Annotated in this window: 24 protein-coding genes; 13 read left to right on the plus strand and 11 right to left on the minus strand. The window is 69.5% G+C overall.

Translation table 11 applies throughout. From position 1 onward, the window contains the following. Positions 1-402: 402 nt before the first annotated feature. The 5 genes from CSR00_RS14785 (at position 403) to CSR00_RS14805 (ending at position 5,564) form a co-directional block, all read left to right on the plus strand. Entirely contained in the window at positions 403-1,614 is a 1,212-nt protein-coding gene (locus CSR00_RS14785; RefSeq protein ID WP_176562067.1) for a branched-chain amino acid ABC transporter substrate-binding protein, read from the plus strand. A gap of 81 nt (positions 1,615-1,695) precedes the next feature. Next, positions 1,696-2,733: a branched-chain amino acid ABC transporter permease gene (locus CSR00_RS14790; protein WP_099023171.1), complete on the plus strand. Its 1,038-nt coding sequence runs from the start codon at positions 1,696-1,698 to the stop codon at positions 2,731-2,733. After that, on the plus strand, positions 2,730-3,959 hold the full coding sequence (locus CSR00_RS14795; RefSeq protein ID WP_099023172.1) for a branched-chain amino acid ABC transporter permease: 1,230 nt from the start codon (positions 2,730-2,732) through the stop codon (positions 3,957-3,959). Before CSR00_RS14790 ends, CSR00_RS14795 begins: the two co-directional genes overlap by 4 nt. Beyond that, on the plus strand, positions 3,956-4,801 hold the full coding sequence (locus tag CSR00_RS14800) for an ABC transporter ATP-binding protein (protein ID WP_099023173.1): 846 nt from the start codon (positions 3,956-3,958) through the stop codon (positions 4,799-4,801). Before CSR00_RS14795 ends, CSR00_RS14800 begins: the two co-directional genes overlap by 4 nt. 46 nt (positions 4,802-4,847) lie before the next feature. Further along, positions 4,848-5,564 carry an ABC transporter ATP-binding protein gene (locus CSR00_RS14805; protein ID WP_099023174.1) on the plus strand — a complete coding sequence of 239 codons (717 nt, stop codon included), beginning with the start codon at positions 4,848-4,850 and terminating at the stop codon, positions 5,562-5,564. 29 nt (positions 5,565-5,593) lie between these two features. Here CSR00_RS14805 and CSR00_RS14810 read toward each other — a convergent pair whose 3' ends face one another. The 9 genes from CSR00_RS14810 to CSR00_RS14850 form a co-directional block, all read right to left on the minus strand. Then, the gene (locus CSR00_RS14810) at positions 5,594-5,884 is read right to left on the minus strand and encodes a cytochrome C oxidase subunit IV family protein (protein ID WP_099023175.1); all 291 of its coding nucleotides are present in this window, start codon (positions 5,882-5,884) and stop codon (positions 5,594-5,596) included. Positions 5,885-5,887: 3 nt separating this feature from the next. Next, on the minus strand, positions 5,888-6,499 hold the full coding sequence (locus CSR00_RS14815) for a cytochrome c oxidase subunit 3 (protein WP_099023176.1): 612 nt from the start codon (positions 6,497-6,499) through the stop codon (positions 5,888-5,890). A 58-nt stretch (positions 6,500-6,557) separates the two neighbouring features. Beyond that, positions 6,558-7,304, minus strand: coding sequence for a hypothetical protein (locus CSR00_RS14820; protein WP_099023177.1), 747 nt, complete (start codon positions 7,302-7,304; stop codon positions 6,558-6,560). Then, positions 7,301-8,047: a hypothetical protein gene (locus CSR00_RS14825; protein WP_099023211.1), complete on the minus strand. Its 747-nt coding sequence runs from the start codon at positions 8,045-8,047 to the stop codon at positions 7,301-7,303. The genes CSR00_RS14820 and CSR00_RS14825 overlap by 4 nt, the downstream gene beginning before the upstream one ends. Positions 8,048-8,177: 130 nt before the next feature. Next, on the minus strand, positions 8,178-8,423 hold the full coding sequence (locus CSR00_RS14830) for a DUF167 domain-containing protein (protein ID WP_099023178.1): 246 nt from the start codon (positions 8,421-8,423) through the stop codon (positions 8,178-8,180). Beyond that, the gene (locus CSR00_RS14835) at positions 8,420-9,142 is read right to left on the minus strand and encodes a TIGR03943 family putative permease subunit (protein WP_099023179.1); all 723 of its coding nucleotides are present in this window, start codon (positions 9,140-9,142) and stop codon (positions 8,420-8,422) included. The genes CSR00_RS14830 and CSR00_RS14835 overlap by 4 nt, the downstream gene beginning before the upstream one ends. Continuing rightward, positions 9,139-10,092 carry a permease gene (locus CSR00_RS14840; protein WP_099023212.1) on the minus strand — a complete coding sequence of 318 codons (954 nt, stop codon included), beginning with the start codon at positions 10,090-10,092 and terminating at the stop codon, positions 9,139-9,141. Before CSR00_RS14840 ends, CSR00_RS14835 begins: the two co-directional genes overlap by 4 nt. Before the next feature lie 59 nt (positions 10,093-10,151). Next, positions 10,152-11,315 (minus strand): lipid-transfer protein, encoded by a 1,164-nt coding sequence (locus tag CSR00_RS14845; RefSeq protein ID WP_245906043.1) that lies wholly within the window; start codon positions 11,313-11,315, stop codon positions 10,152-10,154. A 32-nt stretch (positions 11,316-11,347) separates the two neighbouring features. After that, the gene (locus tag CSR00_RS14850) at positions 11,348-11,794 is read right to left on the minus strand and encodes a Zn-ribbon domain-containing OB-fold protein (RefSeq protein ID WP_099023181.1); all 447 of its coding nucleotides are present in this window, start codon (positions 11,792-11,794) and stop codon (positions 11,348-11,350) included. 170 nt (positions 11,795-11,964) lie between these two features. Between CSR00_RS14850 and polA the strand changes: the two genes are divergently transcribed. Together polA and CSR00_RS14860 are read left to right on the plus strand one after the other, a co-directional pair. Further along, a complete protein-coding gene (gene polA, locus CSR00_RS14855; protein WP_099023182.1) occupies positions 11,965-14,772 on the plus strand; it encodes a DNA polymerase I in 2,808 nt (935 codons plus the stop codon). A 13-nt stretch (positions 14,773-14,785) separates the two neighbouring features. Next, the gene (locus CSR00_RS14860; protein ID WP_099023183.1) at positions 14,786-15,997 is read left to right on the plus strand and encodes a threonine/serine exporter family protein; all 1,212 of its coding nucleotides are present in this window, start codon (positions 14,786-14,788) and stop codon (positions 15,995-15,997) included. A gap of 42 nt (positions 15,998-16,039) precedes the next feature. Here the strand turns inward: CSR00_RS14860 and CSR00_RS14865 are convergent, their stop codons facing one another. Beyond that, positions 16,040-16,555, minus strand: coding sequence for a MarR family winged helix-turn-helix transcriptional regulator (locus tag CSR00_RS14865; RefSeq protein ID WP_245906030.1), 516 nt, complete (start codon positions 16,553-16,555; stop codon positions 16,040-16,042). 164 nt (positions 16,556-16,719) lie between these two features. Here CSR00_RS14865 and CSR00_RS14870 point away from each other — a divergent pair, with 164 nt between their 5' ends. The 4 genes from CSR00_RS14870 (at position 16,720) to CSR00_RS14885 (ending at position 20,644) form a co-directional block, all read left to right on the plus strand. Then, positions 16,720-17,208 carry a hypothetical protein gene (locus tag CSR00_RS14870; RefSeq protein WP_099023184.1) on the plus strand — a complete coding sequence of 163 codons (489 nt, stop codon included), beginning with the start codon at positions 16,720-16,722 and terminating at the stop codon, positions 17,206-17,208. Then, a complete protein-coding gene (locus CSR00_RS14875) occupies positions 17,205-18,977 on the plus strand; it encodes a glycoside hydrolase family 15 protein (RefSeq protein WP_245906032.1) in 1,773 nt (590 codons plus the stop codon). Before CSR00_RS14870 ends, CSR00_RS14875 begins: the two co-directional genes overlap by 4 nt. Positions 18,978-19,059: 82 nt before the next feature. Next, on the plus strand, positions 19,060-20,073 hold the full coding sequence (locus CSR00_RS14880) for an SDR family oxidoreductase (RefSeq protein ID WP_099023185.1): 1,014 nt from the start codon (positions 19,060-19,062) through the stop codon (positions 20,071-20,073). Positions 20,074-20,077: 4 nt separating this feature from the next. After that, positions 20,078-20,644 carry a hypothetical protein gene (locus CSR00_RS14885; protein WP_245906034.1) on the plus strand — a complete coding sequence of 189 codons (567 nt, stop codon included), beginning with the start codon at positions 20,078-20,080 and terminating at the stop codon, positions 20,642-20,644. Here the strand turns inward: CSR00_RS14885 and CSR00_RS14890 are convergent. Beyond that, entirely contained in the window at positions 20,641-21,783 is a 1,143-nt protein-coding gene (locus CSR00_RS14890) for a PrsW family intramembrane metalloprotease (RefSeq protein WP_099023186.1), read from the minus strand. The genes CSR00_RS14885 and CSR00_RS14890 overlap by 4 nt on opposite strands. Positions 21,784-22,007: 224 nt before the next feature. On the opposite strand from CSR00_RS14890, the gene rpsA reads away from it, so the two are divergent. Both rpsA and coaE read left to right on the plus strand, forming a co-directional pair. After that, positions 22,008-23,447, plus strand: coding sequence for a 30S ribosomal protein S1 (gene rpsA, locus CSR00_RS14895; protein ID WP_099023187.1), 1,440 nt, complete (start codon positions 22,008-22,010; stop codon positions 23,445-23,447). A gap of 126 nt (positions 23,448-23,573) precedes the next feature. Continuing rightward, positions 23,574-24,806 (plus strand): dephospho-CoA kinase, encoded by a 1,233-nt coding sequence (gene coaE / locus CSR00_RS14900; protein ID WP_099023188.1) that lies wholly within the window; start codon positions 23,574-23,576, stop codon positions 24,804-24,806. Positions 24,807-24,853 lie beyond the last annotated feature (47 nt).

Below are 24,853 nucleotides of genomic sequence, written 5' to 3' on the forward strand. Positions count from 1 at the left end.
CACCGCCGCGGCCTTCTCCTCCGGGCTATAGCGGCGTGTCGTGGGCTTCCCAGCAGACTGTTCCTTCGGCATACCTGCATCCTCGTTTCCAAGGTCAGGAGCCTCCGGGATTTCCAGGGCGATTCAAGCCGCCACGCCGACCGCTGTTAACTCTGCGTTTCGCTCCGGTTCGATCGTGGTGGGCCGCGACCGGCCCGGCTCTCTGACCGCGGGCTTTGGCTTTCGTTCGGCCAACGTGTGGCCTACGTGCCGAAACGCGCCCCGGCGTGGCGTTGCCAACATCACGCGCTTCGGCCCCATGGCGGCTATGTTCTTTGCGAAGCATCGTCGGTGGGGCCCGGTTGCAGGCATGCGAGCCCGACCGACCGATGCCGACCTAACTCACTGACCCGGAGGTGGAACGTGCGCGGTCGCGCGACTCGCAGTGCATTCGCTGTGACCTCGGCAGCGCTGGTGGTGCTCGGCATTGCCGGTTGCAGCCAGAGCAAGCCGAGTGAGGATTCGGCGCAGTCGGACCTGAAGATCGTCGAGAAGGTCCAGATCGACCAGAACGGCGCCGAGGTCAAACCCGAGGAGGGGGCCACCCCCGCCGACCCCGCCGGTGACGGCAACGCCACCTGCCCGCCGCTGTCGATCGCCATGGCCGGCGCGCTGACCGGACCCGACGCGGCGCTGGGCATCAACATCCGCGACGGGGTGCAGCTCGCGGTGGACAAGCACAACGAGGCCAACCCGGGCTGCCAGGTGCAGCTGAAGACCTTCGACACCGAGGGCGACCCGCAGAAGGCCAGCGCGATCGCCCCCCAGATCGTCGACGACCAGTACACCATCGGGCTGATCGGTCCGGCCTTCTCCGGTGAGACCAAGGCCACCGGCGGGGTGTTCGACCAGGCCGGGCTCGTCGCGGCCACCGCCTCGGCCACCAACGTGACCCTGTCCGAGCAGGGCTGGCGCACGTTCTTCCGGGGGCTGGCCAACGACGGTGTGCAGGGCCCCTCGGTGGCCAACTACATGAAGAACACGCTGGGGGCGCAGAAGGTCTGCGTCGTCGATGACAGCACCGACTACGGTCTGGGCCTGGCGCAGGCCGTCCGCGAAACCCTGGGCCCGGTGGCCGATGCCGGCTGCAACATCTCGGTGAAGAAGGGCGACAAGGACTTCTCCGCCGCGGTGACCCAGATCGGCGGTGTCGCCCCCGACGCGGTCTTCTACAGCGGCTACTACGCCGAGGCCGCACCGTTCGTGCAGCAGCTGCGCGACGCGAACCTCGACGTCACCTTCGTCAGCGGCGACGGCGTCAAGGATCCCGAGTTCGTCAAGCAGGCCGGTGATTCGTCCAAGGGCGCGTTGCTGTCCTGCCCGTGCGGCCCGGCTTCCGAGCAGTTCGCCAAGGAGTACACCGACAAGTTCGGTCAGGCTCCGGGCACCTACAGCACCGAGGGCTACGACCTGGGCACCATCATGGTCAAGGGCATCGACTCCGGCGCCATCACCCGGCCCGACCTGCTGGAGTACATCCGCAACTACGACGGGCAGGGGGTGGCCCGCAAGTACCAGTGGACCGACACCGGTGAGCTGACCACCACCCTGATCTGGATGTACGACGTCCAGTAGCCGCACCAGCGAAACGCGTCCGGGCCCAACGGCTCGGACGCGTTTCGCTAGGCATGCCAGCCCCGAGGAGCCCGTCGCCGGATGATTCACCAGTGCGTGGACCAGTACGTCTGCCTGGCCGCTGACATCAACTTCAACGTGGAGAACCTGCGCACCGGGTTCTGGCAGCTGAGCATCGACGGCCTGGCCTGGGGAGCGATCTACGCGCTGGTCGCCGTCGGCTACACGCTGGTCTACGGCGTGCTGAAGCTGATCAACTTCGCCCACTCCGAGATCTTCATGCTCGGCATGTTCGGTGCCTACTTCTGCCTGGACATGATCCTGGGGTTCACCCCCAGCGGCAATGACTACCAACTCGGGATCGGTTTGACGGTCTTCTATCTCGGGGTGGCGATGCTGTTCGCGATGCTGGTCTCCGGGGCCGCGGCGGTGGGGCTGGAGGCCGTCGCCTACCGGCCGCTGCGCCGGCGCAACGCCGAACGGCTGTCCTTCCTGATCACCGCGATCGGCATGTCCTTCGTGCTGCAGGAGTTCGTGCATTTCATCCTGCCGCACATCATCGACGGCTACGGCGGCAGCAACGCCCAGCAGCCGATCACGCTGGTGGTGCCCAAAACACAGTTCACCGTGTTCGGTGCGCCGGTCTCCAATGTCACGCTGGTCATCATCGGCGCCGCCCTGGTGCTGGCCGCGCTGACCGACATCGCGATCAACCGGACCAAGTTCGGCCGCGGCATCCGGGCGGTCGCCCAGGACCCCACCACGGCCACCCTGATGGGCGTCTCCCGCGAACGCATCATCATGACCACCTTCATGATCGGCGGCGTGCTGGCCGGCGCCGCCGCACTGCTCTACACCCTGAAGGTGCCCCAGGGCATCATCTACTCCGGGGGCTTCCTGCTGGGCATCAAGGCGTTCTCCGCGGCGGTGCTCGGCGGCATCGGCAACCTGCGCGGCGCCCTGCTCGGCGGTCTGCTGCTCGGCGTGATGGAGAACTACGGCCAGGCGCTGTTCGGCACCCAGTGGCGCGACGTCGTGGCCTTCGTGCTGCTCGTGCTGGTGCTTCTGATCCGCCCCACCGGCATACTCGGCGAGAGTCTGGGGAAGGCACGGGCATGACCGGCACACCGACACAGCCGCCGACGCCGACGTGGACCCGGCGCCTGCTGGCCCCCGGCGACGCGCTGCGGAACTGGTGGGACGATCGGACCAGGGTCCAGAAGTGGGGCTTCGGGGTCGTCGGCTTCGTGCTGATGGCCCTGCTGCCGCTGCACACCCCGGGCTTTCTGGACACCCCGGGTATCAGCTTCGGCGGCACCATGGCCCAGTTCGCGATGGTGGCCATCATCGCGATCGGACTCAACGTGGTGGTGGGTCAGGCCGGCCTGCTCGACCTGGGCTACGTCGGCTTCTACGCCGTCGGCGCCTACACGGTGGCCCTGTTGACCAGCCCGGAGAGTCCGTGGAACCAGTTGGGGCTCACCGGTTTCTTCAGCACCGACTGGGCGTGGCTGTCCTGTGTGCCGCTGGCGATGACCATCACCGCGCTGACCGGTCTGATCCTGGGCACCCCGACACTGCGGTTGCGCGGCGACTACCTGGCGATCGTCACGCTGGGCTTCGGCGAGATCATCCGGCTCATGGCCGACAACCTGGCCGGGATCACCAACGGGCCGCGCGGCCTCAACCAGGTCGCCTACCCGCGCCTCGGGGAGAGCGAGCAGCTGCCGCAGGGCGTGTTCTCCAGCGCCAACTCCTCCGGTGACGCCAACTACGGCACCTGGTGGTTCTGGCTGGGGCTGGTGCTCATCGCCGGGCTGTTGCTGCTGGTGGGCAACCTGGAACGCAGCCGCGTCGGCCGGGCCTGGATCGCCGTGCGCGAGGACGAGGACGCCGCGGAGATCATGGGCGTCAACACGTTCCGATTCAAGCTGTGGGCCTTCGTGATCGGTGCCGCGATCGGGGGACTGTCGGGCGCGCTGTACGCCGGACAGGTGCAGTACGTGGCACCGCCGACCTTCAACATCATCAACTCGATGCTGTTCCTGTGCGCCGTGGTCCTCGGTGGGCAGGGCAACAAGCTGGGCGTCGTCTTCGGCGCGTTCATCATCGTCTACCTGCCGAACCGACTGCTCGGCGTGCACTTCCTGGGCATCAACCTCGGCGACCTGAAGTACCTGTTCTTCGGTCTGGCCCTGGTGCTGCTGATGATCTTCCGCCCGCAGGGCCTGTTCCCGGCGCGCGCGCAGCTGCTCACCTACGGGCGCCGTGCACGGGAGCTGCTGGCCAGCGCCGACGGGCGCAGCACCGACGACTCGGCGAACGGATCGAAGGCGCCGGTATGACCGAACCCGAGGTCCACATCGACGAGGAGCTGGCCGCGCTGCACCGCGACGTGCACGCCCGGCAGGGCGAGGTGCTGCTGGAAACGCGGGATCTCACCGTCAAGTTCGGCGGTCTGGTGGCGTTGGACTCGGTCACCTTCGGGATCCGGCGCGGGGAGATCCTGGGCCTGATCGGACCCAACGGCGCCGGCAAGACGACCCTGTTCAACGCGATCACCGGGGTCTACCGTCCCAGCTCGGGCACCGTGATCTTCGACGGTGAGCCGCTGGGAAAGACCAAGCGCCACAAGATCACCCGGCGCGGTATCGCCCGCACGTTCCAGAACATCCGGTTGTGGGGCGAGATGACCGCGCTGGAGAACGTCGTGGTCGGCACGGACGCCCGGCACAAGACGTCGGTTCCGGGGGCGCTGGTGCGCAGCCCCCGGCACCGCCGCGAGGAACGCGATGCGATCGAACGCGCCACCGCGCTGCTGGAGTTCGTCGGGATCGCCCACCGCGGTGAGGACAAGGCCAAGAACCTCTCCTACGGCGACCAACGCCGGCTGGAGATCGCCCGCGCGCTGGCCACCGAGCCGAAGCTGTTGTGTCTGGACGAGCCCGCCGCCGGATTCAACCTCAGCGAGAAGGCGTCGCTGATCGACCTGATCCGCAAGATCCGTGACGACGGCTACACGGTGCTGCTGATCGAGCACGACATGCGGCTGGTGATGGGGGTGACCGACCGGATCGTGGTGCTCGAGTTCGGCCGTAAGATCGCCGACGGACTGCCCGCCGAGATCCGTGAAGACCCCGCGGTCGTGGCCGCCTACCTGGGAGTGCCCGATGACGACCTCGAATGACGGGGGGACCGCTGCCCCCGCGGACCCGGCTCCGCAGCGCGGCGACGTGCTGCTGGAGCTGCGCGACGTGGTGGTGCACTACGGCCGTATCCGCGCGCTGCACGGTGTCTCCGTGGTGGTGCACGAGAGGGAGCTGGTCACCTTGCTGGGTTCCAACGGGGCCGGCAAGACCACGATGATGCGGGCGATCTCGGGCCTGTTGTCGCTGACATCGGGCTCGGTGTGGTTCGAGGGCGCCGACATCTCCAAGGTGAAGGCGCACCGGCGGGTCACCGACGGGCTCATCCAGGCGCCCGAGGGACGTGGTGTCTTTCCCGGCATGACCGTGCTGGAGAATATCGAAATGGGCTGCTACGGACGCAAGTTCGATTCCCGCACCCAGCACCGCGAGCGACTGGACTGGGTGCTGGAGACCTTCCCCCGGCTGGCCGAGCGCCGCCACCAGGTCGGCGGCACGCTCTCCGGCGGGGAGCAGCAGATGCTGGCGATCGGCCGCGCGCTGATGGCCCGGCCGCGGGTGCTGCTGCTCGACGAACCGTCGATGGGATTGGCGCCCATGGTCATCTCGCAGATCTTCAAGATCATCTCCGAGATCAACAACCAGGGCACGACGGTGTTGCTCGTGGAACAGAACGCTCAGCAGGCGCTGGTCCGGTCCGACCGTGCCTACATCCTCGAGACCGGATCCATCACCCGGACCGGCCCGGCCCGCGAGCTGCTGGCCGACGACAGTGTGCGCGCGGCCTATCTCGGAGTCGCCTGACCGGGACGGCCCGTCTCAGTAAAGGTGGGTCAGTACAGGTAGATGGCCAGGACGGCGCCCCACAGCACCACCAGCCAGCCGTCGGTGGCCAGTTTGAGCCAGCGCGGCGCTGTGCGCACCTCCATGAAGTAGCGGATGACCATGCGGCCTTTGACGAGGGCCAGCAGGACCACCGCCACCGTGATCGGCACGCTGGGTCCGGCGGCACCGGCATGGCCGGGGGCCAGCCACCAGGACAGGATCGTGATGGCCGACAACACGACCCAGGCCACCGTCGTGGCCCGGGCGGCTCGCGCCGGGGCGGGTGCGGTTGCGGTCATCGGTCACCTCAAGACGTAGAGCAGGGCGAAGATCACGATCCAGAGCAGGTCGACCATGTGCCAGTAGGTTGCGCCGGATTCCACCATCGACACCCGGCGCCGTCGCGGGTTGCGCAGCTCGCGCACGAGGATCCCCAGAATCAGCAGGCCCAGCGCGACGTGGAACAGGTGCACCCCGGTCAGCATGTAGTAGAACGCGAAGAACTCGCTGCTGGGCAGCGTGTAGCCGTGGGCGATCTCGGTGGTCCATTCGACGGCCTTGACCGCGATGAACAGCACGCCGAACACCCCGCCGGTGTAGATCAGCCGGATCGCCCCGGCGTGGTCGCCGGCGCGGACCTTCTGCACGCTGCGCGCGATGAAGAACGAACTGGCCAGCAGCACCAGGGTGTTGACCATGCCGAGGGTGACGTCCAGGTGCTGCTGGGCGGCCAGGAACTCCTCGGGCTGCAGGGCCCGGTGCACCATGAAGATCAGGAAGTAGGCGCCGAAGATGATGAGGTCGCCCAGCACCATCACCCACATCGCGCCGTCGCCGGGCACGTGGGTGCCGGGTGGGGACTCGGGGGACGAGCCGCGTTCGCGCACCGCGGATGTCGCGTCGACGTCAGTCATGGCAGGTGTCCTCGCGTTGCGCCGGGTGTGCGCTGAATGTGGTGGCCATCGGTGCTCGTCAGTCCAGCGGCGCGGCGTCGGCGGGCTCGCGCTCATTGGCCTTCTTCAGGAAGGTGATCAGACACATCAGCCAGAAGGCGAAGATCGCGGTGCCCATCCAGAACGCGATCGAGCCGTTCCACGCGAAGGGCCCGGCCTTCATGACGAACACCGGGACGGCCAGGATCTCGGTCACGATCTGCCACACCGTCACGTAGGCGAACCACTTGGGGAAGATCCCGTTGCGGTCGTAGAGAATCGCCACGGCGAAGCCGACGTATGCCGCGGTGAAGCACCCCAGCGATCCGACGTAGGACAGCATCCCCAGGTCGTAGAGCAGCGCCAGCAGTTCGGGGTTGCGGTCGGCCCGGAAGGTCGCGGTCAGGAAGCAGAACGCCACCAGCAGGCATCCCGGCAACGCACCGACCGCCATGCCGCCGAGGTAGACATAGGCCATCACCGAGCCCGAGCTCATCCGCTTCATGTGGTAGACCACGATGCCGTTGGCGATGCCCGCGCCGCCGACGATCAGGATCAGTGCGGTGAAGCCGATCTGGATGGTGGCGGCGTGGTCGTGGAAGAAACCGACCTGCTGGGCCACGGTGATGTCCGGGCGCGGCGGCGGCATCACCCGGGTCAGCGCCACGAAGATGACGCCGAAGGCGGTGTAGAAGGCGGGCACGATCCAGAACACGATCCAGATGTCGCGCTTGCCCGCGGGCTTCGGGTGTTCCGGCGCGGCGGGGCGCGCCACCGTCGTGCTCATGCCGCCACCAGCCCCTCGATGACGCCCTGCCGGTGCAGCGTGCGCCGCACCACGACGAACATGACCGTGATGAACACGCCGAAGGCGATGGCGCGCAACCAGAACGACACCGCACCGTCCCAGGCCAGCGGGCCGGTCTTGACCACCGCGGCACACACCGACGGCGCCATCGCGGCCGCGACGGCCACCGAGAAGGGGGCGACCCAGCGCGGGAAGACCGGATCATCGGCCTCGTCGAAATGCACCGCGGCGGCGAGCAGCAACAGTTGGGCGACGACCATGCCGACCGGGGCGACGAAGATGATCCAGGCCATGTCGTTGACCAGTTGCACCAGTTCGGGGTTGCGCTCCGGGCGGAATGCCGCGACCAGGAAGAAGATGTTGGACAACGCGAAGATCGTGGCGCCGCTGACCACGGCGGTCAGGAAGCAGTATGCGAACACGTGGCTCTGGGTCCTCATCCGCTTCATCTGGACCACGATCACCATGAAGAACGGCAGCAGCAGGATTCCGCACAGGTTGAACGCCGTCTGGCTGAACCGGATCCAGGCCGTGTGCTCGGCGTAGAAGGCGGCCACCTGCTCGGCGGTCATGGTCGGCGACATCGGCGGCCAGAAGCCGGGGAAGGCGATGAACGCCAGCAGGAGCACGACGCCGACCACCGGACCGGACCACAGCGCGATGGATTGGGTGCGGATGTTCGTCGCGCCGGGACTGTCCTCGACGGCGGGCAGGATCTGCATGGGACTCCCTCCGAGCGTCCGGTGGCTGCGCGGATCGATCGTGATGGCGATCACGGCGCGGCCCGGCCGGCTCGGAGGTCACACTAGCCGAGCGGCTAGTTGTTGGCAACGACCCGTCGGAGACCGGTGGTCAGCCGATGCGGAATCGTTTGTGCCGCGACGTCGCCCCGGACACGAGCGCGACCTCTCGGCGCGGTACACCGAAGTGCCGCGCCAAAAGGGCGACGACGGCGTCGTTGGCCCGCCCCTCGACCGCGCGTTCGCGCACGTAGACGATCAGCTCACCGTCCTGGCCATCCTCGACCAGCGGCCCCTTCTTGCTGCCCGGTTTCACGCGGGCGACGACGAGCCTGGGGGAATCCTCGGGGCGGTTCACAGCGGAGGAGAATACGGGTTGCGCGGCGCGTCGATCGGCTCAACGGACGTGGCCGAGAACGTGGGTACCGCGGTCGGCGCAGGGCCGCCGTCGGGCAGGTCCACCGTGCCCTCGACGCGTACCCAGCTGTTCTCGGCGAGCCCACGGGCGCTCCCGGCGGCCCGACCGCGCAGATGGAGCCGGGCCAACTGGGCGTCGGCGGCGCAGCAGACGATCACGATACGGCCCAGATCGACGCCGTCCGATTCGTGCATGACGAAGCCGATCACGCTGATCGGGCGGTCGTGCAGCGATCCCGACGTGTCGTTGACCGCCCGCATGACCACCTCGGGGAGGGGCACCTCCGGTGCCCGACCGGCAGGCAGCGGCGCGAACGGCCGACGGTTCGAGAGGTCTGCGTTGGCGGGGCCGGCAGTCGGCGTGGACGGGGCCGCCTGCAGCGCCGGCGGCGCGACGAAGACGAGCACCACGATCGGGATGGCCAGCAGCCATGCGATACCGCGCCGGTGGCCGTGCCCGGCCTCTGCATCGGTGGGGCCGCCGCGGCGGATGTCGGCGACGATGCTGGCCGCGCTCAGGGCGATCAAGACCACCGCGGTGACCAGCAGCCACGGCGCCATCGTCGGCTTGACGTACCGGGTGAACGTGCCGCCGACGGTGATGACGACCAGGGCGATGCCGACGAGGAGCACCAGGACGTTCTCGGTTTCGCGGCTCATCGACCACTGCCCACGATCAGGACACCGATGACCGTCGCCGCGACGGTGGCCACCAGCAGGGTGGCCGGTGCGAAGCGCAGTGCGAACCGCCGCCCGAACATGCCCGACTGCATGGCGAACAGCTTGAGGTCGACGGCCGGGCCGACGACCAGGAAGACCAGCCGGGGCACCAGCGGCACCATGGTCATGCTCGCCGCGACGAAGGCGTCGGCCTCCGAACACAGCGACAACACCACGGCCAGCAGCGCCATCACCACCACCCCGGTGAGCAGGTTGCCCGCCACATGGTGGTACACCCACGCGGGCACCAGGACGTGCAGCGCGGCCGCGGCGGCCGCGCCGAGCACCAGATACGCTGCGGCCTGCAGAAAGTCATGCCGGGCGGCCTCGGTGAACGTCTGCCACCGGCCACCGCCGTGGGCGTGGGGCGCCGGCAGGCGGGCGGTGATCCAGCTCGGCCGTCCCCAACGAGCCCATGCCCAGCCCATCAGCATCGCCGTCACGAGCGAGGCCAGCACGCGGGCCAGCACCATTTCGGGGTGTCCCGGAAACGCGACCGCCGTGGCGACGACGACGACGGGGTTGATCGCCGGGGCGGCGAGCATGAAGGTCAGGGCGGCCGCCCCCGTGACTCCGCCGTCGCCGAACAGCCGGCGTGCCACGGGCACCGAGCCGCATTCACAGCCGGGCAGCGCGGCTCCACCCACACCGGCCACCGCGACGGCCAGGGCGGGTTGTCGGGGCAGCCAGCGGGTGAGCCGCTCGGGGGTGACGAAGACCGCGATCAGTCCGCTGATCACCACACCCAACGCCAGAAACGGAAGTGCCTGGATGAAAACCGCGCTGAACACCGTGCCCGCGGTGGCCAGGGCGGGATGGCTCGTCAACGCCGAACGCAGGAAGGCCGCCGCCATCGCGCAGACCAGGATCCCGACGACCAGCACGTCCATCGAGCTGATCCGGAGGCGGTCCAGCGCGGTGCGGTCGCTCACGCCCCCATTGTGCCGTCCTAACGCGCCACGATCACCGACGAGCCGTGGCCGAACAACCCCTGGTTGGCGGTGACGCCGACGGTCGCACCCTCGACCTGGCGACCGGTGGCCCGCCCCCTGAGCTGCCAGGTCAACTCGCAGACCTGCGCGATCGCCTGGGCGGGAATGGCCTCCCCGAAGCAGGCCAGCCCGCCGGAGGGGTTGACCGGGATCCGGCCGCCCAGGGCGGTGGCGCCACTGCGCAGCAGCCCCTCGGCCTCACCCTTGCCGCACAGGCCGAGATGTTCGTACCAGTCCAGTTCCAGGGCCGTCGACAGGTCGTAGACCTCGGCCAGGCTCAGGTCCTCGGGGCCGATGCCGGCCTCGGCATAGGCGGCGTCGAGGATCTGGTCCTTGAAGACGCGCTCCGGTGCGGGCACCACGGCCGTGGAATCCGTTGCGATATCCGGTAATTCGGGCAGGTGTTGCGGGTACTGCGGGGTGACGGTGCTCACCGCACGCACCGAGGGCACGCCGTCGAGCGAGCCGAGGTGCCGGCGGGCGAAGTCAGCGCTGGCGACGATGAGCGCCGCGGCCCCGTCGGAGGTGGCGCAGATGTCCAGCAGCCGCAACGGATCCGAGACCACCGGGCTGGCCAGGACGTCCTCGACGCTGGTCTCCTTGCGGTACCGGGCGTTCGGGTTGTCCAGGCCGTGGCGGGCGTTCTTGACCTTGACCTGCGCGAAATCCTCCAGCGTGGCGCCGTGCAGATCCATCCGCCGGCGGGCCAGCAGGGCGAAGTAGACGGTGTTGGTGGCGCCGATGAGGTGGAAGCGCTGCCAATCCGGATCGTTGCGTCGCTCGCCGCCGACGGGGGCGAAGAAGCCCTTGGGCGTGGTGTCGGCGCCGATGACCAGGGCGACGTCGCAGAACCCGGCGAGAATCTGCGCGCGGGCGCTCTGCAGGGCCTGTGAGCCACTCGCGCAGGCCGCATAGCTCGAGGACACCGGCACGCCGTTCCAGCCCAGCTTCTGGGCGAACGTCGAGCCCGCGATGAAGCCGGGGTAGCCGTTGCGGATGGTGTCGGCGCCGGCCACGAGCTGGATCTGGCGCCAGTCCAGGCCCGCCTCGGCCAGCGCCGCGCGCGCGGCGACCACCCCGTACTCGGTGAAGTCGCGGCCCCATTTGCCCCACGGGTGCATCCCGGCACCCAGGACGTATACCGGATCTGGGCTCACGGGATCCTCCAGGCGTAGGTGAGACGTTCGACGCCCTCGTCGTCGGTGAACAACGTCTGGGTGGTCAGTTCCAGCTCCATGCCGACCTTCAGGTCGGCGGCCAGGGTGCCCTCGGCGACCTTGCCCAGCACGATCAGGCCCTCGTCGGCGAGTTCGACGGCGGCCACCGCGAACGGCTCGAACGGGTCGGCGGCCGGGTAGGGCGGTGGTGGGGCGTACCGGTTCTCGGTGTAGCTCCAGACCGTGCCGCGCCGCGACAACGCTACGGGCTCGAGTACCTCGCAGTCGCAGGCCGGATTCGGGCAGTTGTTGGTCCGGGGCGGGAAGACGTAGGTGCCGCACCGGCTGCATTTACCGCCGATGAGGTGCGGTGATCCGTTGTCGTCGGTGTCCCACCATCCCTCGATGGCCGGCTGGCTGGTGGCGTCGGTAGCTCCTGGCACCCGGTCAGCCTAACGGAGAGTGACGACTGAACTGAAACGTGTTGCAGTTTTGTCGGGGCCGACCGGTTCCGGCCTGGCGCAGCACCGGCAGGTGGCGCCGGCCACCCGGGCCCTCGTCGAGATGGCACGGCGGGTTCTGCGTGTCGGGGCCGGTGCCTAGAGTTGACCCCGTGAGCTCCGCCAAGACAGCAGCATCGCCGCAGTCATCGCCGTCGGCCGCCCAGCCCTCCGAGGCCGCCACCAAACCCACCTTGATGCTGCTCGACGGCAACTCGCTGGCCTTTCGGGCGTTCTACGCGCTGCCCGCGGAGAACTTCAAGACCCAGGGCGGCCTGACCACTAACGCGGTCTACGGCTTCACCGCCATGCTGATCAACCTGCTGCGCGATGAAACCCCGTCACACATCGCCGCGGCGTTCGACGTTTCGCGCCAGACGTTTCGGGCCGACAGGTACCCCGAGTACAAGGCCAACCGCAGCGCGACGCCCGACGAGTTCCGCGGCCAGATCGACATCACCAAGGAGGTGCTGGCCGCGTTGGGCATCACCGTGCTGGCCGAGCCGGGCTTCGAGGCCGACGACATCATCGCCACGCTGGCCACCCAGGCGGAGAGCGAGGGCTACCGGGTGCTGGTGGTCACCGGCGACCGGGACTCGCTTCAGCTGGTCAGCCACGACGTGACGGTGCTGTACCCGCGCAAGGGGGTCAGTGAACTGACCCGCTTCACCCCGGACGCGGTGCTGGAGAAGTACGGGCTGACCCCGCAGCAGTATCCGGACTTCGCCGCCCTGCGCGGCGATCCCAGCGACAACCTGCCCGGTATCCCGGGGGTGGGGGAGAAGACCGCTACCAAGTGGATCTCCCAGTACGGCTCGTTGCAGGCCCTCGTGGACAACGTCGACCAGGTCAAGGGCAAGGTCGGCGACGCGCTGCGCGCCCACCTGTCCTCGGTGGTGCTCAACCGTGAACTCACCGACCTGGTCAAGGATGTGCCGCTGGCGCAGACGCCCGACACGTTGCGGATGCAGTCCTGGGACCGCGACCACATTCACCGGCTGTTCGACGACCTGGAGTTCCGGGTCCTGCGCGACCGGCTGTTCGACACCCTGGCCTCGGCGGACCCCGAGGTCGAGGAGGGTTTCGAGGTCCGCGGGGAGGCTCTGGCGCCCGGGGCCGTGGCGGGGTGGCTCGGTGAGCACGCCGCCGACGGGCGCCGCAGTGGGCTGGCCGTGATCGGCACCCATCTGGCCTACGACGCCGACGCCACCGCCCTGGCGATCGCGGCCGCCGACGGCGAGGGCTGCTACGTCGACACCACCGCGCTGACCCCCGACGACGACACCGCGCTGGGCCGCTGGCTGGCCGACCCCGCCATGCCGAAGACGTTGCACGAGGCCAAGCACGCCATGCACGACCTGGCCGGCCGTGGCTGGACGCTGGCGGGGGTGACCTCCGACACCGCGCTGGCCGCCTACCTGGTACGGCCGGGGCAGCGCAGCTTCGCCCTCGACGACCTGTCGTTGCGGTACCTGCGCCGGGAGCTACGCGCCGACACCCCTGAGCAACAGCAGCTTTCGCTGCTGGATGACAGCGAGGGCGTTGACGACCAGGCCGTCCAGACGCTGATCCTGCGGGCCCGCGCCGTCGTCGACCTCGCCGACGCCCTGGACGTCGAGCTGGACCGGATCGACTCCTCCTCGTTGCTGGCCGAGATGGAGTTGCCGGTGCAGACTGTGCTGGCCGGAATGGAGACCGCCGGCATCGCGGTCGATCTGGAGTTGTTGAGCGGGCTGCAGAGCCGGTTCGCCGACCAGATCCGCGACGCCGCCGAGGCGGCGTACTCGGTGATCGGCAAACAGATCAACCTGGGCTCACCCAAGCAGCTGCAGGTGGTGTTGTTCGACGAGCTGGAAATGCCGAAGACCAAACGCACCAAGACCGGCTACACCACCGACGCCGACGCGCTGCAGTCGCTGTTCGACAAGACCGGGCATCCGTTCCTGCAGCATCTGCTGACCCACCGCGACGTCACCAGGCTGAAGGTGACCGTCGACGGTCTGCTGAACGCCGTGGCCGGCGACGGGCGCATCCACACCACCTTCAACCAGACCATCGCCGCCACGGGCCGGCTGTCCTCCACCGAACCCAACCTGCAGAACATCCCGATCCGCACCGAGGCCGGTCGCCAGATCCGGGACGCGTTCGTTGTCGGATGTCGCCCTGCGGGCTCCGGTGTCGGAAGTCGCCCGGCGGGCTCCGGTGTCGGAAACGCTGTGGCCTTTGCCGAGCTGATGACCGCCGACTACAGCCAGATCGAGATGCGGATCATGGCGCACCTGTCGCGGGACGAGGGGCTGATCGAGGCCTTCAACACCGGGGAGGACCTGCACTCCTTCGTCGCCTCCCGGGCCTTCGGCGTGCCGATCGACGAGGTGACCCCCGAGCTGCGGCGCCGGGTCAAGGCGATGTCCTACGGGTTGGCCTACGGCCTGAGCGCCTACGGGCTCTCCACGCAGCTCAAGATCTCCACCGAGGAGGCCAAGGCGCAGATGGACCAGTACTTCGCCCGGTTCGGCGGGGTCCGCGACTACCTGCAGTCCGTGGTCGACCAGGCCCGCAAGGACGGCTACACCTCCACGGTGCTGGGCCGGCGCCGCTACCTGCCCGAACTGGACAGCAGCAACCGGCAGGTACGCGAGGCCGCCGAGCGGGCCGCGCTCAACGCCCCCATCCAGGGCAGCGCCGCCGATATCATCAAGGTGGCGATGATCAACGTCGACCGGGCGCTGTGCGAGGCGCAGCTGGCGTCGCGGATGCTGCTGCAGGTGCACGACGAGCTGCTGTTCGAGATCGCCGACGGTGAGCGCGAGCAGGTGGAGGCCCTGGTGCGCGAGCAGATGGGCAACGCCTACCCGCTCGATGTGCCGCTGGAGGTATCCGTGGGCTACGGACGCAGCTGGGACGCCGCGGCGCACTGACGTACCGGCACCGATGGACGACTCCGCGAACGAGCACATTCGCTTCCTGGCCCGGTTGGGTGCTGCGATGGCCGCCGCCAACTACCCGGTGACACTGGTGCGCCAGATGTTGCAGCGTGCCTCCGGTTCCTACGGCATCCGCACCGACTTCCTTGCCCTGCCCAACCACGTTCAGGTGGTGGGGACCGGCCGCGGGACCGGCGCGGCCGTCGCCTCGGCCAACCAGGGTGGCGACCTGCGCTTCGACCAGACCTTCCCGCTGGCCCGGCTGGTCTCCGACGCGATGGCGGCCCGGGTCTCGCCGGCGGTCGGCGAGACCACGCTGGATCGCATCCTGGCGATGCGCCGCCCCTATCCGGCCTGGGTGACGGTGACCGGCTACGGCATCTTCAGCGGCGGCCTGTCACTGGTCATGGAGCCGACGGCGCTGAACTTCCTGACCGCGGCGGTGCTGGGCCTGCTGGTGGGGCTGCTGCGGCTGCTCGGCGAGCGGGTGCCGGGACTGGATCCGCTGACCCCGGTCGTCAGCGCGTTGATGGTGTCGGCCCTGTGCATCGCCGGTGCCCGCTACCTCGGCCTCGACCACGTCGGCCTGCGCGCGCTCATCCCGCCCCTGGCGGCGTTCCTGCCGGGGGTGGCGATCACCCTGTCCGTCGTCGAGCTGACCGCCCGTGACGTCGTCTCGGGGGCGAGCCGGCTGATCGCCGGGTTCATGCAGATGGCCCAACTGGCCTTCGGCATCCTCATCGCCACGCAGATCCCCGGTCTGCGCGACGCCGAGCTGAGCTCGGAGGCGATCAACAAACTCGGCTGGTGGGCGCCGTGGGTGGGCGTGGTCGTCTATGCGGTCGGCGTGATGCTGTTCCTGGCCCCGCCGCTGTCGTTCCTTCCGTGGCTGCTGGTCGTCGCCTACGTGGCCTACACCGCGCAGTTCGTCGGTGACGTGGTTCTGGGCGGCTACGCCAGTGGTTTCGTCGGGGCGTTGGCGCTCACCATCTGCGCACTGGCGATCTCGCGTCGACGCCATGCACCGCCGGCGGTGTCGATGATCCTTCCCGGCTTCTGGCTGTTGGTGCCGGGTTCGCTCGGGCTGATCGGGGTCACCGAGATGTTCGGTGCCGGCGGCAATTCCGCGCTGCCGGCCACCCTCATCGCGATGATCTCCGTCGCAATGGGACTCCAGGTCGGGTTGGTGCTCTGGCGGCTGGCGCGTCCGCGCCGCTGAGGCCCGGGGTGTCGGGCTCGCCGCGTCCGGCACCTTCGTCGGTCACCCGGGGATCTCCGGGGGACCGATCTGAGCGCTGGGCTCGGTGGCCCGCAGCTGTGCCTCGGTGAAGGCCGCGGCCCCGTGCAGCAGCGCCGTCCGCTCCCGGGGCGCCATCTCGTCGGCGACCTCGCGGAAGAGTCGGACGCGCAGGTGCACCAGCTCGGCCAGAATCGCCTCACCCGCCGCGGTCAGTTCCAGGATCGTGGCGCGCCGGTTCAGCGGCGACACTTCGCGAGAGATCAGCCCCGCGGTCGCGAGGCGGTCACTGAGCCTGCTGGCGGTGGAGGGAACCAGGCCGAGCTCCTGTCCGAGCGCCGTGACCTGGCTCGGTCCCAGCCGTTGCAGCGCCTGCAGGGCCCGCAGTGACACCAGGCCGATCCGGCGCTCCATGTGTTCGAGGACCACGACGTTGAGGTCGAGCAACCCGCGGGTCGCCCGCTCCAGAGCCGCCGCGTACTCGTCCAGTTCGGTGCCGTCCCGATCGGTGGCCTCGGGCGGGGCTGCCCTGGGTGTCAACACTGCCTCCGTTCGTCCGGCGGATCTCTGGTCCGCGCTGGGGGTCGCGCAGCGGAAACCCTACATCCCCTGTGCATGTCCTGCTCACAGCAAGTTCTGCGGTTTGGATGTTATCCAGGATGGAAATAATGAGAACAGCTGAAATGCGAGGTCGGGAGGAAGCCATGAACGCAACGGATACACCGGTTCTGCGGCGGTTCAGCCTGGACCCGGGCCACTGGCGACAGGTGCGGCGGGTCCTGATGGCCGAGGCCGTGGCGCTCGCCGTCGTCGGCGGCACCGGACTCGGTCTGATCTGGGCCGGGGTGGCCGTCCGCATCGGGGGAGCCGACGGGGTGGTGCTGACGGCGGCCTTCTGCGGATTGCTGTTGCTGGTGGCGGTCGGTGCCGCCGTATCGGCCACCCGCAGATCCCTGGCGTTGTGGTTCACCGCCCTGGTGGCGGTCGGGGCCCTCGCGCTGGTCATCGTCAGCGCGGCGTTCGCGTCCCACTCATCGCCCGGGCTGTTGGGGTTCACCGACGCCGCGACACTGCTCTACGCGCTGGCCTTCGTCTTCCATTTCGCGATGGGGGTGTGGTTGATCCCCGACCGCATCGAGGGCCCGGAGTGGATCCGCGGTGGGGCGGGCCCCCACGGCCGAGGCGCGGCGTGAGCCCGAAGACCGGGTTTCCGCCTCATGTGCTGCGGGAATACGCGCTGCTCGCCGACGGTGAGCGGGGCGCGCTGGTTGGCCCGCGAGGGGAGATCAGCTGGATGTGCGCCCCGCGATGGGAGGACGACGCCGTCTTCGCGTCGCTGATCGGGGGGCACAGCCTGTTCGCGCTCTCCCCGTCGGCGCGCAACGTGTGGGGTGGCTACTACGAGGACTGCGGGCTCATCTGGCGGGCCCGGTGGGTCACCGCCGACGGCATCATCGAGTGCCGGGAAGCGCTCGCGTTTCCCGCGGACCCGAACCGTGCCGTGGTGCTGCGCAGACTGGAGGCGGTGCGCGGCGAGGCCGTGGCTCAGCTGGTGTTGTCCCCGGGTGCCGAGTTCGGTCGCTCCGGGCTGACCGACCTGTACCGCGACGACGAAGGCTGCTGGCGGGGCCGGCTGGGCAAGCTGTGGCTCCGGTTGTCGGGGGCGCCGGAGGCCACCGTCGACGAACGCAACGGGGACCTGCCCACGCTGACGTCGACCCTGCGGGTTCCCGAGGGCGGACACCACGACATCGTGTTCGAGCTGGGCGACGCCGAACCCCACGCGCCGCGCCCCAGCGCCGACCATCTGTGGGCACACACCGAGAACAGTTGGCGGACAACCATCCCGGACTTCCCGGACACGATCGCCAGGCGTGATGTTCGGCATTCCTACGCGGTTCTGCGCGGCCTGACCAGCAGCAGCGGCGGGATGGTCGCCGCCGCCACGATGAGCCTGCCCGAGCGTGCCGACCGGGGCCGCAACTACGACTACCGCTACGTGTGGATCCGCGACCAGTGCTATGCCGGACAGGCCGTCGCATCGACCGGCGCCTACCCGTTGCTCGACGCGGCCGTCGGCTTCGTGGCCAGACGCCTGCTGGACGACGGCGACGAGTTGAAGCCCGCCTACACCGTGGCCGGCGGGCCGGTGCCCGGCGAACGGTCGCTGCAGCTGCCCGGCTACCCCGGGGGCACCGACATCGTCGGCAACCACGCCAACACCCAGTTTCAGCTCGACGCATTCGGCGAGGCCCTGCTGCTCTTCGCCGCCGCCGCGCGGCACGGCCGGCTCGACGAACAGGCCTACCGGGCCGCCTGCGTGGCCGCCGAGGCGATCGCGCGCCGGTGGCGCGACCCCGACGCCGGGATCTGGGAGCTGGAGGACCGGCGCTGGGCGCATTCCCGCCTCATCGGTGTGGCCGGCCTGCGCGCGATGGCCGAGCACGCACCGGGCGCCGTCGCGGCGCCCTGGCGGACACTGGCCGACACCATCGCGGCCAGCACCGCCGATTGTCAGCATCCGAGCGGACGCTGGCAGCGCGCCCCCGACGACGAGCGGGTCGACGCCGCGCTGCTGCTGCCCGCGATCCGCGGAGGCGTCGCCGCGGCCGACCCGCGCAACATCGCCACCGTGCGCGCCGTGGAACGCGATCTCGCTCGCGACGGCTACGTCTACCGATTCCGCCACGGCCAGACACCCCTCGGGGAGGCCGAGGGCGCCTTCACGCTGTGCGGGTTCCTGCTGGCACTGGCCCACCTCCAGCAGGGCGACACCGTCGCGGCGGCCCGCCTGTTCGAACGCAACCGGGCGGCCTGCGGACCGCCGGGACTGTACTGCGAGGAATACGACGTCACCCAGCGGCAGCTGCGCGGCAACGTGCCGCAGGCGTTCGTGCATGCGCTGCTCATCGAGACCGCGCAACGGCTGTCGCCGGCGGGCGACCGGGCCGACGGCCGCTAGCCGCAACGTGTTCCCCGACAACTCCCGACAGCCGAACACAACCCGACAAACCCCGAAACGAGCAACGAACCAGGAGGATCAGATGCCCGAGCCACGCAACGTCGTGATCACCGGGGCCAGCGCGGGGACCGGCCGCGCCGCCGCCCGTGCCTTCGGGGCACGCGGTGACAACGTCGTGCTGTTGGCGCGCGGTCGGGCCGGACTCGACGGCGCGGTCGTCGACGTCGAGAAGGCCGGAGGCCGGGCCCTGGCCGTCCCCACCGATGTCGCCGACTACGAGCAGGTGGCGGCCGCGGCCGACCGCGCCGAGCAGGAATTCGGGCCCATCGACGTGTGGGTCAACGTGGCCTTCACCTCGGTGTTCGCCCCGTTCGACCAGATCACACCGGAGGAATTCCGGCGGGTCACCGAGGTGAGCTACCTCGGTTTCGTCCACGGCACGATGGCGGCCCTGGCCCGGATGAAACCGCGTGATGCGGGCACCATCGTCCAGGTGGGCTCGGCGCTGGGAGCGCGCTCGATCCCGCTGCAGTCGGCCTACTGCGGGGCCAAACACGCGATCAACGGCTTCACCGAGTCGGTGCGCACCGAGCTGATGCACGACCACAGCCGTATCGACATCACCGTCGTGCAGATGCCGGCACTGAACACCCCACAGTTCTCCTGGGTGCGTTCGCGCCTGCCCCGGCATCCGCAGCCGGTCCCGCCCATCTACCAGCCCGAGATCGCCGGCAACGCCGTGGTGTTCGCCGCGGAGCACCCGCGCCGCAAGCAGTACTGGGTGGGGGCCAGCACCGCGGCCACCATCGCCGGTCAGAAGCTGATCCCGGCGCTGCTGGACCGCTATCTGGCCAGGACCGGGTTCGACTCGCAGCAGACCGACGAGCGTGTCGCCGACGACCGCCCCGACAACCTCATGCACCCGCTCGATGCTGAGCCGGGCACCGATCACGGAGCCCACGGAGTCTTCGACCAACGCTCCCACGGGATCTCACCGCAACAGTGGGTGTCCCAGCACGCCAGGCCGCTGTCGGTGGCCGCGGGGGCCGGCGCGGCGCTCACCGCGACCGCGGTGCTGCGCAGGCTGGCGGCGTGAGCCCATGACGCCGACCGCCACGCCATTGCGGGGAAACCGCGGCATCGAACTCGGCCGGGCCGCCTGGGGGCTCGCCCTGCTGGCCGATCCCGACGGGGTGCTGGGCACCGTGCACGGACTCACCGTCGACGGGCCCAGCCGGGTCGTCGCCCGGATCCTGGGGGCACGCCACCTGGCGCAGGCCACCCTGTCGGGGCGGCGTCCCAGCCCCGAGGTACTGGCGATGGGAACCTGGGTCGACGCGGTGCACGCGCTGACCGCGGTCGCCCTGGCGGTGGTGGACCCGGGACGGGCGCGGGCGGGGGTCACCGACGCCGCCATCGCCGCGGGATGGGCCGGCGCCGGCTACCGGGATCTGCGCCATGCCGCGCCCACGCCCCCGGCGCATCAGCGGATGCGGGACCGGCTGGCCGTGCGGGTGCTCGGCCGCGTTCCGGGTGGACGCGCGTTGCTGGGCACCGCTGGATACACCGCGGCGGGCCGCGCTGGATACGCCGCGGCGGGCCGCGCTGGACACAGGGCGGCGGGCCGCGCTGGATACACCGCGGCGGGCCGCCGTGAACTCGGCTAGCCCGGGTGGCGGTGCGCGCTCAGATGCTGCAACGCCGGCGCCGCGACCGCACGGGCCGCGTAGACCCGTTGGGTCTCGTCGTAGAGCAGCGTGTGCACCCAGGGGTCGCCGAACCCGCGGTCGATGCGATCGCGGACGAAGGCCAGCTCGACCACCTGGGCGGCGAAGGTCTTCACCTCCCTGCCCGCGCGGCGGCCGCCGACACGGGTCACCGCGGCGATCGCATGCTTGCGGGCCCTCAGCGATCCCAGCCAGCCGGCCTCGGCCGGGCTGATCAACCCGGCCGTCACCATGCCCGGCAGTGTGGCGGCCACCACGCGTTGTTCCCGGCGCCGGCTCTGCACCGCCAGCACGATCGCCAACGCGAACACCGGCATCATCCACAGCACGTAGAGCCCGAAATAGGCGCCGACCCCGAACAGCGCCGAGCCGTTCCACAACCCGTGCATGACCACCGCGGCGGCGTAGCCGAGCGCGATGCAGCCGACCTTGGCCAGCGCGTGGCGTTGCTGCAACGCGAAGTAGACGCCGATTCCGGTGAACGTGGTGAACAGCGGATGCGCGAACGGGGCCATCAGCAGTCGCAGTGCCGCGGTGGCCAGGGAGGCGCCCAGCGAATCACCGTCGGCGATGTAGAAGATGTCCTCGATCCAGCCGAACCCGGCGGCGGTGATCCCGGCGTAGACCAGGCAGTCGGTCAGGGAGTTCAGTTCGTGGCGGCGCCGGCCGGTCATCATGATGAGCAGGAAGAGGCCCTTGGCGGCCTCCTCGATCACCGGCGCCGCGACCGCGACGGTGAAGGCGCTGGCCACCGGGCCGCCCGCGGCGTCTGCGGCCGCGGGATTGACCACCGACTCGGTCACCAGTTCCAGCACCACCGACAGCAGCACCGCCACCGAGGCGCCCCACAGAAACGCCAGCACCAGCAGCCGTGGCGGTTCGGGCTCCCAGCGGTCCAACCAGAGATAGGCCAGCACCACGGCGGTCATGGCGATGCTGGTCAGCACGAATCCGACGACGGTGCCCAGCGGGTTGACGCTGGTGAGCAGGACCAGAATCAGCGCGACGAGCGTGCCGAGGACGATGATCGCGGCGATCGGCGCGCCCACGTCGCGAAGTTTGCGGGGAAGCGCCGGCATCGGCGGCGGAACCGGATGGGACACCCGAGCAGAGTAGCCGGGTCGTGGACCCAGGTTTGTCCAGCATGTGCCCTGTCGAGTAGGCTCGACGGGTACCCGTGTGCACGCGATCGCGGGTCACGTGCCCCAAGCGTGATCCGGGGCGCAGCGCCCCAGCACGATTCGGGGCGCAGCCAAGAAAAACAAATCCCTACGACCAAAGCTGTCCGGAGCAACCCAACAATATGCCAAGTCCCGCCGTCACCTCGCCGCAAGTAGCCGTCAACGATATCGGCTCCTCCGAGGACTTTCTCGCCGCCATCGACAAAACGATCAAATACTTCAACGATGGCGACATCGTCGAAGGGACCATCGTCAAGGTTGACCGTGACGAAGTCCTGCTCGACATCGGCTACAAGACCGAAGGTGTCATCCCTTCCCGTGAGCTCTCCATCAAGCACGACGTCGACCCGAACGAGGTCGTCTCCGTCGGTGATGAGGTCGAAGCTCTGGTCCTCACCAAGGAGGACAAGGAAGGCCGCCTGATCCTGTCCAAGAAGCGCGCTCAGTACGAGCGTGCCTGGGGCACCATCGAAGAGCTCAAGGAGAAGGACGAGGCCGTCAAGGGCACCGTCATCGAGGTCGTCAAGGGCGGCCTGATCCTCGACATCGGCCTGCGCGGCTTCCTGCCCGCCTCCCTGGTCGAGATGCGTCGGGTCCGTGACCTGCAGCCGTACATCGGCAAGGAGATCGAGGCCAAGATCATCGAGCTCGACAAGAACCGCAACAACGTGGTGCTCTCCCGCCGCGCATGGCTGGAGCAGACCCAGTCCGAGGTGCGCAGCGAGTTCCTCAACCAGCTGCAGAAGGGCGCCATCCGCAAGGGTGTGGTGTCCTCGATCGTCAACTTCGGCGCGTTCGTCGATCTGGGCGGGGTGGACGGCCTGGTGCACGTCTCCGAGCTGTCCTGGAAGCACATCGACCACCCGTCCGAGGTCGTCTCCGTGGGCGACGAGGTCACCGTCGAGGTGCTCGACGTCGACATGGACCGCGAGCGGGTTTCGCTGTCGCTGAAGGCCACCCAGGAAGATCCGTGGCGGCACTTCGCCCGCACCCATGCCATCGGCCAGATCGTGCCGGGCAAGGTCACCAAGCTGGTGCCGTTCGGCGCGTTCGTCCGCGTCGAGGAGGGCATCGAGGGCCTGGTGCACATCTCCGAGCTGGCCGAGCGCCACGTCGAGGTTCCCGACCAGGTGGTCGCCGTCGGCGACGACGCGATGGTCAAGGTCATCGACATCGACCTGGAGCGTCGCCGTATCTCGCTGAGCCTCAAGCAGGCCAACGAGGACTACACCGAGGAGTTCGACCCGTCGAAGTACGGCATGGCCGACAGCTACGACGAGCAGGGCAACTACATCTTCCCGGAGGGCTTCGACGCCGACACCAACGAATGGCTGGAGGGCTTCGACACCCAGCGCCAGGAGTGGGAGGCCCGCTACACCGAGGCCGAGCGCCGGCACAAGATGCACACCGCGCAGATGGAGAAGTTCGCCGCTGCCGAGGCCGAGGCCGCCGAGCGTCCGTCGGCCAACGGCTCCTCGCGCTCGGAGGAGTCCGCCGGTGGTTCGCTGGCCAGCGACGCACAGTTGGCCGCCCTGCGGGAGAAGCTCGCCGGCAGTGCGTGATCTGACTGCCTGACCGTTCACTCGTCGGAACTCCCCGGCTCGGTTCGTCCGAGCCGGGGAGTTCTCTTTTCGGACAGACCCACGGCCGGGCGCCGGGCCGTCAAGAGGCCCTGCCAGACTGTCGGGATGCTGCGAATCGGATTGACCGGCGGTATCGGGGCCGGAAAGTCGACGGTGTCGGCCACCTTCTCCGACTGCGGCGCGGTCGTCGTCGACGGCGACGTGATCGCCCGTGAGGTCGTCGAACCCGGCACCGAGGGGCTGGCCAGGCTGGTCGACGCCTTCGGCGAACACATTCTGCTGCCCGACGGGGCGCTGAACCGGCCGGCCCTGGCCGCGGTCGCGTTCAGCGACGACGAGAAGCGGACCACGCTCAACGGCATCGTGCATCCCCTGGTGGCGCACCGCCGTTCGGAGCTGATCGCCGAGGCCGTCGCCGCCGCGGACAACCCGGTGATCGTCGAGGACATCCCGCTACTGGTGGAATCCCAGATGGCTCCGCTGTTTCCGCTGGTCGTCATCGTGCACGCCGACACCGAGACCCGGGTGGCGAGGTTGGTCGAGTACCGGGGCTTCACCGAGGAGGACGCGCGCGCCCGGGTGGCGGCACAGGCCAGCGACGAGCAGCGCCGTGCCGTCGCCGACGTCTGGCTGGACAACTCCGGCAGCCAGGGGGAGTTGATCGAGCGGGCTCGCGAGCTCTGGCACTCCCGCATCGTCCCGTTCGCGTACAACGTGCAGCACGGCCGCCCCGCCCGGCAGCCGTTGGAGCTGGTGCCCTACGACCCGTCCTGGCCGGATCAGGCGGGCCGGGTGCTGGCCAGGCTGCGCACCGCCTGCGGTCACCGCGCCAAGCGCATCGACCACATCGGATCCACGGCGGTGCCGGGGCTCGACGGCAAGGACGTCATCGACGTTCAGATCACCGTCGGCTCGCTGGCCGACGCCGAGGGACTCGCCGAGGTGCTGGAGCCGGTGGGGTATCCGCCGGTGTCGTCCATCACCGCCGACGTGGCCAAGCCCGACGGCCGCTCCACCGACGGGCGGTACGACCATTCCCCGGATCCGGCGTTGTGGCACAAGAGGTTCCACGGATCGGCCGATCCGGGACGGCCGACCAACGTGCACATCCGGGTCGACGGCTGGCCCAATCAGCAGTTCGCCTTACTGTTCACCGACTGGCTGGCGGCCACCCCGGGGGTGCACGCCGAATACCTCGCGGCCAAGCGACACGCGCAGGCCGAGGCGGGTGCGGGCGCCGACGCGCACGGCGCCTACGCGGCGGCCAAGGAGCCCTGGTTCCTCGACGCCTACCGGCGGGCGTGGGCATGGGCGGACTCCACCGGATGGCGGCCCTAGCCCGGTCTGCGGTCCCCGCGCCGGCGAGGTCCCCGCGCCGGCCTGCG

The sequence above is a fragment of the Mycolicibacterium palauense genome (genome assembly GCF_002592005.1).
GTDB classification, from domain to species: Bacteria; Actinomycetota; Actinomycetes; order Mycobacteriales; family Mycobacteriaceae; genus Mycobacterium; species Mycobacterium palauense.